This window comes from uncultured Cetobacterium sp., assembly GCF_947038635.1.
In the GTDB taxonomy this organism is placed as follows: Bacteria; Fusobacteriota; Fusobacteriia; order Fusobacteriales; family Fusobacteriaceae; genus Cetobacterium_A.
This window is the reverse complement of record NZ_CAMQXC010000077.1, coordinates 1-10,595: the sequence shown is the minus strand read 5'-3', so window position 1 is coordinate 10,595 and position 10,595 is coordinate 1. Positions and strand designations below refer to the sequence as shown.

Annotated in this window: 10 protein-coding genes and 1 rRNA gene; 3 read left to right on the top strand and 8 right to left on the bottom strand. The window is 28.0% G+C overall.

Translation table 11 applies throughout. The features are described from left to right. Nucleotides 1-118: 118 nt before the first annotated feature. From Q0V08_RS08045 to rrf, 3 genes are all read left to right on the top strand, one after another. Entirely contained in the window at nt 119-421 is a 303-nt protein-coding gene (locus tag Q0V08_RS08045) for a cysteine-rich small domain-containing protein (RefSeq protein ID WP_023050168.1), read from the top strand. 31 nt (nt 422-452) lie between these two features. Beyond that, nucleotides 453-3,023, top strand: a complete 2,571-nt coding sequence (clpB, locus tag Q0V08_RS08040) for an ATP-dependent chaperone ClpB (RefSeq protein WP_297433744.1) — start codon at nt 453-455, stop codon at nt 3,021-3,023. Nucleotides 3,024-3,088: 65 nt separating this feature from the next. Further along, nucleotides 3,089-3,205: ribosomal RNA gene (gene rrf, locus Q0V08_RS08035) — 5S ribosomal RNA — on the top strand. A 77-nt stretch (nt 3,206-3,282) separates the two neighbouring features. On the opposite strand, the gene sepF is transcribed toward rrf, so the two are convergent. The 8 genes from sepF to Q0V08_RS07995 are packed head-to-tail and all read right to left on the bottom strand — an operon-like array spanning nt 3,283 to nt 10,461. Continuing rightward, nucleotides 3,283-3,603 carry a cell division protein SepF gene (sepF, locus tag Q0V08_RS08030; RefSeq protein WP_023050166.1) on the bottom strand — a complete coding sequence of 107 codons (321 nt, stop codon included), beginning with the start codon at nt 3,601-3,603 and terminating at the stop codon, nt 3,283-3,285. Between the two features lie 36 nt (nt 3,604-3,639). Beyond that, on the bottom strand, nt 3,640-4,581 hold the full coding sequence (locus Q0V08_RS08025; RefSeq protein ID WP_297433742.1) for a bifunctional oligoribonuclease/PAP phosphatase NrnA: 942 nt from the start codon (nt 4,579-4,581) through the stop codon (nt 3,640-3,642). Next, the gene (locus Q0V08_RS08020) at nt 4,581-5,483 is read right to left on the bottom strand and encodes a YitT family protein (protein WP_297433740.1); all 903 of its coding nucleotides are present in this window, start codon (nt 5,481-5,483) and stop codon (nt 4,581-4,583) included. Before Q0V08_RS08020 ends, Q0V08_RS08025 begins: the two co-directional genes overlap by 1 nt. A 17-nt stretch (nt 5,484-5,500) precedes the next feature. Then, a complete protein-coding gene (hprK, locus tag Q0V08_RS08015; protein WP_297433738.1) occupies nt 5,501-7,423 on the bottom strand; it encodes an HPr(Ser) kinase/phosphatase in 1,923 nt (640 codons plus the stop codon). A gap of 11 nt (nt 7,424-7,434) precedes the next feature. After that, nucleotides 7,435-7,623: a hypothetical protein gene (locus Q0V08_RS08010; RefSeq protein WP_297433736.1), complete on the bottom strand. Its 189-nt coding sequence runs from the start codon at nt 7,621-7,623 to the stop codon at nt 7,435-7,437. Next, nucleotides 7,623-8,858 (bottom strand): folylpolyglutamate synthase/dihydrofolate synthase family protein, encoded by a 1,236-nt coding sequence (locus Q0V08_RS08005; protein ID WP_297433734.1) that lies wholly within the window; start codon nt 8,856-8,858, stop codon nt 7,623-7,625. The genes Q0V08_RS08010 and Q0V08_RS08005 overlap by 1 nt, the downstream gene beginning before the upstream one ends. A gap of 23 nt (nt 8,859-8,881) precedes the next feature. Continuing rightward, the gene (locus Q0V08_RS08000; protein ID WP_297433732.1) at nt 8,882-9,577 is read right to left on the bottom strand and encodes a 5'-methylthioadenosine/adenosylhomocysteine nucleosidase; all 696 of its coding nucleotides are present in this window, start codon (nt 9,575-9,577) and stop codon (nt 8,882-8,884) included. Between the two features lie 8 nt (nt 9,578-9,585). Continuing rightward, nucleotides 9,586-10,461: a lysophospholipid acyltransferase family protein gene (locus tag Q0V08_RS07995; protein ID WP_297433730.1), complete on the bottom strand. Its 876-nt coding sequence runs from the start codon at nt 10,459-10,461 to the stop codon at nt 9,586-9,588. Between the last annotated feature and the right edge of the window lie 134 nt (nt 10,462-10,595).

Here is a 10,595-nt window from a genome sequence, read left to right as displayed (position 1 = left end):
ACATTCAAAAACAGTCTAAATTTTTTATTTAGACTGTTTTTTTGTTTATTTCTCTTGATTTAATTATTCAAGAGTAGTATATTTTAGATATAGATTTTTTATTTATTTGGGAGGTATTATGAATTATAAATTTAATCAAAATAAAAATTGTGAATTTTTTCCATGTCATAAAATGGAGAATACTGAGAACTTTAACTGTTTATTTTGTTATTGTCCACTTTACATGCTAGGAAATGAGTGCGGAGGTAAGTATAAATATACAGCTGGTGGAATTAAAGATTGTTCTGACTGCATTCTTCCTCATATAAAAGATGTTGGTTACGATCATATACAAAAGAAAATGATGGAAGTCATTGAAATTGTTAGAAATGAACATCTAAAAGAGATTGGAGAAGAGGACAAAATAATCAGCTTAAAATAATTTAATTATCTTTTATTAAGAGGTGATATTTATGAATCCTAATAATTTTACAGAAAACTCGATGCTTGCATTAACTGATGCACAAACTATTGCTCAAACTTATATGCAGCAAAGCATTAAACCTGAAATTTTAGCACTAGCTTTAGTTGCTCATAAAGATGGATTAATTATTAGAGTTTTAACAAAAATGGGAGTTAATACAAATTCTTTACAAAATAGTTTAGAAGATCTTTGTAATAAACTTCCTAAAATTCAAGGAGCTACTAATACTTCAATTGGTTTAGACTCTAAAACAAACGAAATTTTAATGGAAGCACAAAAGCTTATGCAATTGATGGGAGATTCTTACATTAGTGTAGAACATATTTTCCTATCTTTACTTGATAACACAAGTTTTTTAGCAAAATTAGGAATTGACCGTATTCTATTTGAAAAAACTATTTTAGAGATTAGAGGAAATAAGAAAGTAGATTCTCCTAATCCTGAAGTTAAATATGAGGTTTTAGAAAAATATGGTCGTGATTTAGTAGAATTAGCTCGTCAAGGTAAGATTGACCCTATTATTGGAAGAGATAGTGAGATCAGAAGAACTATTCAAATTATATCTAGAAGAACTAAAAATAATCCTGTATTAATTGGTGAACCTGGAGTGGGTAAAACTGCTATTGCTGAAGGATTCGCTCAAAGAATACTAAATGGAGATGTTCCTGATTCTTTAAAAAACAAAAAGGTCTTTTCTTTAGATATGGGATCACTAATTGCTGGTGCTAAATTTAGAGGAGAATTTGAAGAACGTTTAAAAGCTGTTTTAAAAGAAGTAGAGGATTCCAACGGTGAAATTATTCTATTTATAGATGAAATACATACAATTGTTGGAGCTGGAAAATCTGATGGTGCTATGGATGCTGGTAACTTATTAAAGCCTATGTTAGCAAGAGGAGAGATAAAAGTTATTGGTGCAACAACTTTAGATGAATATAGAAAGTATATTGAAAAAGATCCTGCTTTAGAGAGACGTTTCCAAGTAGTTATGGTTAATGAACCAACTGTTGAAGATACAATCTCTATTTTAAGAGGTATCAAAGAAAAGTTTGAAGTTTATCATGGTATTAGAATAACTGATGGTGCTATTGTTGAAGCAGCTGTTCTTAGTCATAGATATATTCCTGATAGACAGTTACCTGATAAAGCAATTGACCTTATAGATGAAGCTGCAGCTATGATTAGAACTGAGATGGACTCTATGCCAGAAGAGCTAGATCAATTAACAAGAAAAGTTATGCAATTAGAAATTGAAAAAGAAGCTCTAAAAAAAGAGACTGATCCATACTCTAAAGAAAGACTTGAAATTTTAGAAAAGGAACTTTCTAACTTAACAGAGCAAAAATCACTTTTAAAAGCACAATGGGAAAATGAAAAACAAGATTTAAATAAAGTTAAAGATATTAAAGCTGAAATTGAAAAAGTAAAACTTGAAATTTTAGAAGCTGAAAGAAAATATGATTTAAATAGACTAGCTGAACTAAAATATGGTAAGTTAGCTACTCTTGAAAAAGAGCTTATACAGGAACAAGAACGTCTTGAAGAAGTTCCAATTAATAAACTTGTTAAGCAGGAAGTTGGAGTTGAAGAAATTTCAGAAGTTATATCTAAATGGACAGGTATTCCTCTTTCTAAACTTATGGAAAGTGAAAAAGAAAAACTTTTAAAATTAGAAGATAATCTAAATGCTAGAGTTATTGGGCAAGAAGAAGCCGTTAAAGCTGTATCTGAAACTATTTTAAGAGCTCGTGCTGGTCTTAAAGACCCTAATAGACCTATTGGATCTTTCGTCTTCTTAGGACCTACTGGTGTTGGTAAAACTTACTTAGCTAAATCTTTAGCTTATTTCTTATTTGACGATGAAGAAAATGTAATAAGAATAGATATGAGTGAATATATGGATAAGTTTTCAGTTACTAGATTAATTGGTGCCCCTCCAGGATATGTTGGTTATGAAGAGGGTGGACAATTAACTGAAGCTGTTAGAAGAAAACCATATTCTGTTATCCTTTTTGATGAAATTGAAAAAGCTCATCCTGATACTTTTAATGTTCTTTTACAAGTTTTAGATGATGGTAGATTAACTGATGGTCAAGGAAAAGTTGTTGATTTTAAAAATACTCTAATTATCATGACATCTAATATTGGTAGCCATTTAATTTTAGAAGATCCTAGTTTAAAAGAAGAAACTAGATTTAATATTAATCAAATGCTTCTTTCTAATTTTAGACCTGAGTTTTTAAATAGAATAGATGAGACTATTATATTTAGAGGTCTTGGACTCAAAGAGATTAAAAATATTGTGCGTCAACTTTTAAAAGCTTTAGAAAACAAATTAAAAGATAGAAAAATCAATTTTAAAATTACTGATAATGCTGCTGAATTTTTAGCTAAAACTGCGTATGATCCTCAATTTGGTGCTAGACCATTGAGAAGATATATTCAAAAATATATTGAAACTGAGATAGCTAAAATTATCTTAAAAGGAGATGTTAAAGAAAGAGAAACTGTTGAAGTTGACTACAAAGATGAAGATCTTATCTTTAATATTATTCATTAGAAAAAATGGACTTAGGTCCATTTTTTTTATTGACATTTCTTAAAAAAAATGTTATTATTATATAGCTTGGCAACGATAGCTACGGAGGTACACCCAGTAACATTTCGAACCTGGAAGTTAAGCCCGTAAACGCCGAAAGTACTTGGGGGGCAGCCCCCTGGGAGGATAGGTAGTTGCCAAGCTTTTTTATTGGCTGATTAAATAAAAAACTAAAAATATCTTAATGTAAAAAAAGGGACTTTTAAAAGTCCCTTTTTATCTATCTTCTATGATATCTTGGAATAATCTCTTCCTCTTCATCAAATCTTGGATTTGTTATATTATTAGATAACTCTTTATAATCTAACTCGTATGATTTATTTTTTGGAATTGAACAATATATTTTATCTCCAGGATTAATTATCTGCCCTTCTTGTATATGTACAGCCCCACTAATAAAATCTAGAACTCTTTGAGATTTTTCAGAATCTAAATCACATAAGTTTATATGAACTATCTTTTCAGATTTTATATGCTCTACACATTTTAAGCAATCCTCAAATCTAGTGGGTTTTAAAAAAATTATATCAAAATCTGCCATTTACACACCCTCCTTTTTTATAAAATTATACACTATTTATAAATTTTCTACTACTTTTTTTATAATTTCCTCTGATGAAAGTTCAGTTGTAAAACCTGCTGCTTTTATATGACCTCCACCACCAAAAATTCCTGCTATTTTATTAACATCTATATCATGCTTACTTCTCAGACTACCTTTTATTTTTCCACTTTCTTCTTCTCTTAGAAAAAGAGAAACTTCACTTCCACTATAATTGATTAATTCCTCTACAATTCCTTCTGTATCATCTTTTATAGCATTTAAACTTTTTAATGTTTCAAAAGATAAATAGAAATACATTAATTTCTTTTCTTTTACAAATACCATTTCACTTAATGCTTTCCCTAAAACTTTCATTCTTTCATAAGATTTTGTTTTAAAAAAATCATTCACAATTTTATTATTGTTTACACCTATTTTCATTAATTCAGAAGCTACTAAAAATGTTTTATCTGTTACATTACTATGAGCAAAATTTCCTGTATCATTTACTAATCCTAAATAAATTGCTTCACCCATCTCTAAAGTAATATCCAGATTCAAATCTTTTAAAATTGAATACATAATCTCTGAAGTTGAAGAAATATCTTTCACTATATTTATATCTCCATATTTGGGATTACTTATATGGTGATCTATATTTATCTTAAATATATCTCCAACTAATTTTGCAACTTTTCCTACTCTTTCTACTGTAGCAGAATCAACAAAAATAGCTAAATCATAATTAGGATTTATAACATCCTCTATTTTTTTTATTCTATCGCATCCTTTTAAAAATGCTATATTTTTTGGAACATCATCTTGTAAAACAAAATCTATTCTTTTTTCTGGATATTTTTTTTCAAGTCCTAATAAAAGAGCTAATCCAGCTCCTACTGTATCTCCATCTGGATTTACATGCCCTACAATAATTATATTATTGCTCTGGTCTATCTTTTCCTTTATTTCTTTCATTATTTTTCCTTTCTATTTTTTAAAGTACTATCTATATCAAATGTATATCCTCTTCCTAGTACCTCATGGACATCTGAAACAACAACAAAAGCCTCTTTATCAACCTCTGTTATAAGCTCTTTTAATAAAAAAATCTCTCTATTTCTAAGAACTGTTGTTACCACATCTCTTCTACTTTTTGAATATAGAGCTTCTGCTTGATAATAATTTCCTGTTTTCCCTAAATCTTCTACAATTATCTTCCGCACTTTTTCAACTTCTGAAGTCACTATATAAGCCATTTTAGCATTTCCTAAACCATTAATTAACTTATTTATAACTATCCCAGTTGCATATAAATTTATCAATGCATATAATGCTTTTTCTGCACCAAAAATATATGCTGCTAATAAAACTACTGTTGAATCAATAAGGATCAATGCTTGACCTATTGGAATTCTAAAAAATTTATTTAAAATTCCTGATATTATATCACTACCACCTGTTGTTCCACCATTTTTTATAACAGTTCCTAACCCAATTCCCATTAAAAGTCCTCCATACAGAGTCCCTAAAAAAATATTACTTGGATTTGTAAAATCTATAATTTTATCTATTTCAGGTACTGCCTTTTTTATCAATTCAACATTTAGAGATAAAAACGAAATCCCAGCTAAAGTCTTAGCTCCATAAGATCTTCCAAAAATTTTAACTCCTATTATAAATAGTGGTATATTTATAACAAATATTAAAGTTCCAACAGGTATTCCTGTCATATAATTTATTAGAATTGAAAGACCTGTTGCCCCACCAGGTGCTAAATTAGATGGTACTAAAAATGCATTTATGGCAACTGAAGCTATTAATGTTCCTATATAGATGTATATATACTCTCTCAAAACTTTAAGTTTATTTCTTTTCAATTTAAATCCCCCGATTATTAATCATTATAATTTTTATTTTTTAACTCTTTTAAGTAAACCTCTTCCGAATTATACCCCATTCTTTTGGCCATAAGATTCATTACAGCAATCTCTACCATAGCTGCTGCATTTCTACCAGAAGATATATATAATTTTATTTTAGGAATTTCATTTCCTAATAAAACCTCTGTTGACTCTTGGTAATCCATAGCAGTTAAATAGTCTTCACTTTTTAGCTCTTGAAGTTCAATTATCATATCAAGTCTTTTACTAATTCTAACTGCACCTACACCATATAATGCTTTAACATCAATAATTCCCAATCCCCGTATCTCCATAAAGTATGGTAATTTTGATGCTCTTCCTGTTATATCGCCTATTACACCTTTTTCAAATCTAACTGAATCATCAGCTATTAATCTATGTCCTCTGTGAATAAGTTCTAATGCAGTCTCACTTTTTCCAATCCCACTTTTTCCTGTTAAAAGAACCCCGAATCCATATAACTCTACAAAAACTCCATGTACAGAAGTAGATGGTGCAAAATAGTTTTCTAAATAAGCACTAAAAGTAGCCACAACATGACTTGGTCTATCCAATTTTGTTTCCAATAAAATTATTTTCTTTTCAATAATTTTATTTAAAAAATAATCTGGAATATTTTTAACTCCTGAGATTATAATTGCTGGAAATTCCTCATCTAAATACTTCTCTAAATTTTTATCTTTATCTTTTTTAGGTATACTATCTAAATATTTAAACTCAGTTTCAGTAAATAGTTGTAAACCTTTATACCCTTCCTCTTCATACATATCAAAATAACCTGTAAGAGCTAATGATGGTCTATAAACTCCTGTTGTTGTAATATATCTATTATCTAAAAACTCTTCTCCATTTAAAACATTTAAATTAAATCTAGATTTTATATATCTAACTGGCATACTTGTTTTATCATTCACAACTAAACCTCTCTTTTTATTTTCTCTGTTTTCTTCAATTAATTTTTTAGACTCTTTCCAAAAATACTCTGCTGAATTTACTCCTGTCTTCTTTAATCTGTAGTTTATAGCTGCTGTTTCAATTATAATAGCCAAATTTCTACCTTTTCTTACAGGTAATGTTACTTTAGGTATTTTAAATCCTAAAAACTCTTCATATACCTCATCTAACCCCAACCTATCATAAAATTTTTTTTCATCCCATTTTTCTAATTCAATTAACAAAGTTATTTTTTTTCTTTTTCTTGTACTTTTTATTCCAAAGTGAGTTGTAACATCTATGTCATTTCCATCTTTTCCAAAAAGATAGAAGTGACTATCGCCACTTTCTTTGTCTGCTGTATTAGATCCTAATATAAATCTATTAGCTATATTTTGAACTTTTAATCTGGTATCTGTTATAAACTTATGACCTCTTTCTAAAAGCTCTACTGTTGCACCAAGCCTAGCATCTTCGTATCCCTTTAATAAAATTCCTACTCCATATACATCAAGCAATATACAATTATCAATTATTTTCTCTTCAGCTAAAACTTTTTGTAAATAAAATTTAGCATTTCTAATAAATTCAATAGTTTTATTATTTGATTTTAATACAGGCTTTCTATATTTTTTAGCTATTTCTACAATTTCATCTACTATATTATTTTCCAAAGTTACAATTAATGTAGGAAAAGGATAACTTAAATATTTCTCAAGAATCTCTTTTCTTTTAGTTTTTTCCATTCGTTCTAAATATCCAATCTCTTTTCTACCTAAAACATTTATATTACTTTGTAACTCTTCTCCCTCTGAAAAAAAACCACTTAATTCATAACCTACTCTATAAACACTTTGAGTTTTTATCTCTTTCTCCATATTTACATCTAATAATGGAATCAACCCTAAAACATTTGCTAAATCATTAACTTTTGGAAATTTTCTTACCATAATTCTTTCCATTTTAAGCTCCTCTAGTTATTTTTATAGAAATCATTACTTCTTTCTTTATATGTTTTATCGATTTTTTCTAAAAACATGTTTTTGTGTTGCTCTCTTTTTATATATTCATTTTTCAAAATAATTATGTGTTCGTATAAAAAATATCCAATCACTAAAACTATTACAAATGTAAAAATTTTAAAAAAAATTCTACTCTTCATTATTTCAATACTTCCTCTTTAAATTTACTCAATAAATAAAATGATCCACAAAGTAAAATAACTTTTTTATTATCTATTTTAGCTAAATTAAATGCTTCATTTATATTCTCTTTATAATCTTTATCTATTTTATTAGATTTTTCAAATAATTCTAAAGCACTTTGGCCTCTAGAATTTTCAGATAATGATGTAAATATAATTTTACTAACACTACTCTCTAATATTTCTAGAATTTTTTTAGAATCTTTATCCTTTAGTATTGATACTATTGCTATTATTTCATCCTTTTTAAATCCAGATTTTAGAGTATCACAAAGTGTTTTCATTCCATCTTCATTATGAGCTCCATCTAATATAAGAACATTTTTATCAGTAGATATTATTTCAAATCTACATTGCCATTTAACTTTTTCTATTCCTTTTTGTATTACCTCTGGTTTTATTCCTAACTCATTTAAAACTTCATAGGCACACAAAAAATTCTTATATTGATAATCTCCAAATAATGAAAAATTATATAAAATATTATCTATTTCAATCACTGTTTTATATTTTGTAAAATCTAAAATATATTTAGAGTTTTTATATTTTTCAATTACATTTACATATGTTTTAGTTTTTTCTTCAATTCCTTTCAGAAATTCTAAATTAGAGCTTCCTACAATAACTTTAGAGTTTTTCTTTATTATCCCCGCTTTTTCACAAGCTATTTCATATATATTTTTCCCTAAAAAATCAGTATGATCTAGACTAACATTTGTAATAACGCAAATATCTCCCTCAATAATATTAGTAGCATCAAATCTTCCACCCATTCCAACTTCTATTACTGCATACTCTACTTTTTTATCAGAAAAATATTTAAACATCATAGCTGTTGTAACTTCAAAAAATGTTGGAGTCAATTTCAACTCTTCAACTACTGATTTTACATAAGCATAATAGTATGCTATATCTTCATCGCTTATTTCAACACCATTAACTGATATTCTTTCGTTAAATTTTAAAATATGGGGGGATGTATATTTCCCAACTTTTCTTCCATCTTCTATTAAAACTTGCTCTATTGTAGTTGATGTTGAGCCTTTTCCATTTGTTCCAGCTACATGAATCGTTTTATAATCTTTTTGAGGATTTCCCATAGCTTTACAAATATCTTCAATATTTTTCAAACCTAGTTTTATTCCATGCAGTGAATAGGAATATAACTCGTTCAATAGTTTTTCAATATCCATACATTTCCCCCTTGATATACAATTTATATTAGTTCTAACATACCTTCTATTATTATTTTTGAATTTTGTGCTGCTAATTTTACAAATTCATCAAAATTCATATTTGCATCGTGATTAGCTTTATCTGATATTGATCTTATTATTACAAAAGGTTTATTTAAAACATAACAAACATGGGCTACTGAAGCTCCTTCCATCTCTGTACACTCACCTGTAAATGTGTCTCTTAACCATTTTATTTTATCATTTGATGCTACAAATTCATCTCCACTTACAATTGTTCCCGTAAATACTCTTTCTTTTCCAAAGTTCTTTTCAGCAACTTTTTTAGCTAGTTCTACTAACTCATCATCAGCTTTAAATTTAGAGTTCTCCATTCTAGGTATTACTCCATGATCATATCCAAATGCTGTACAGTCAAAGTCATGTTCTATTAAATCTGTTGATACAACTATATCTCCAATATTTATATCTGGATTCAATCCTCCAGCTACACCAGTAAATAAAACTTTATCAACTTTAAACTCCTGTATCAATAGTGTTGAACATATTGCAGCATTTACTTTTCCTATCCCACACTCAACCAATACAATCTCTTTTCCTAATAAAGTTCCTCTATAAAACTTATATCCTCCAAGCTCTTTAGTTTCATTTAAAACCATAGCCTCTTTTAATTGAATTACCTCTTCATTCATTGCACCAATTATACCTAATAACATTTTTCCTCCTAGCCTTTTATATTCTCATTTTTTATTTTTTTATAAAGTTTCCATCTGTCATGGAACCACATCCATTGATTTGGATGATTTTTTATTATATTCTCTATTATGTTCATCATAAGCTGAGTATTAACTTTTACATCATTTTTAAATGAGTTTGTTCTAACTAACTCTAACTCTTTTGTAAAATATGTTGTACAAGTATTATCTTCATGCATTACATTATAGCCTATAACTATGGGCAAATTATGTTTTAATGCTATATTTATAGCTCCTGTTGGTGAAACAGTCTCTTCTCCAAAAAAATTAACTGTTGCACCTTTATCTCTATGATCTGAAAATAATGCGATTACATTTTTTTCTTCTATTTGCTCTAATAATTCTCTAGAAGTTTGCTTAGATTTTTTTAATAATACTACATTTAGTTTTCTTCTTGCCTCTGTTATAAAATTATCTATATATGGATTTCTTTGAGCTTTTGCTACAGTTACACTTTTGTATTTCTCACCAGCTTTTAAACTAGCTTCCATATTTCCCATATGTATAAGAGCAACAACAATTCCATTTCCATTCTCTTTTACTGAAGATACTCGATCAAAATCCTCTAACTCTACATTTGTTTTTAAGTAATCTTCAAACCATAATGTTGAAAGAAAAGCTTTTGCCATTATTTTATAAGACTCTTTTGCTATTTTTTTTCTTTCTTCATATGTTTTATCTGGAAAAGCCAGCTTTAAATTTGCCAAAGCTATTAATCTTCTCTTTTTTATAAGATAATAACCTATAATTCCTAACTTCTCAGCAAATTTAAACCTTGTTTTTTCTGGAAATAGAAGTAAAATATAACGAAAAATTTTAAATATTAAATACTGAATTTTATACATTTTTTTATCACCTATCTCTATTAATTTAACAAATTTATTATATCATAGAATAGAAAGTTATGCTATTTCTGTCTCTTATACACTTCCGACGCTGCCGACGATACTCCTTGTGTAGATCTCGGTGGTCGCCGTAT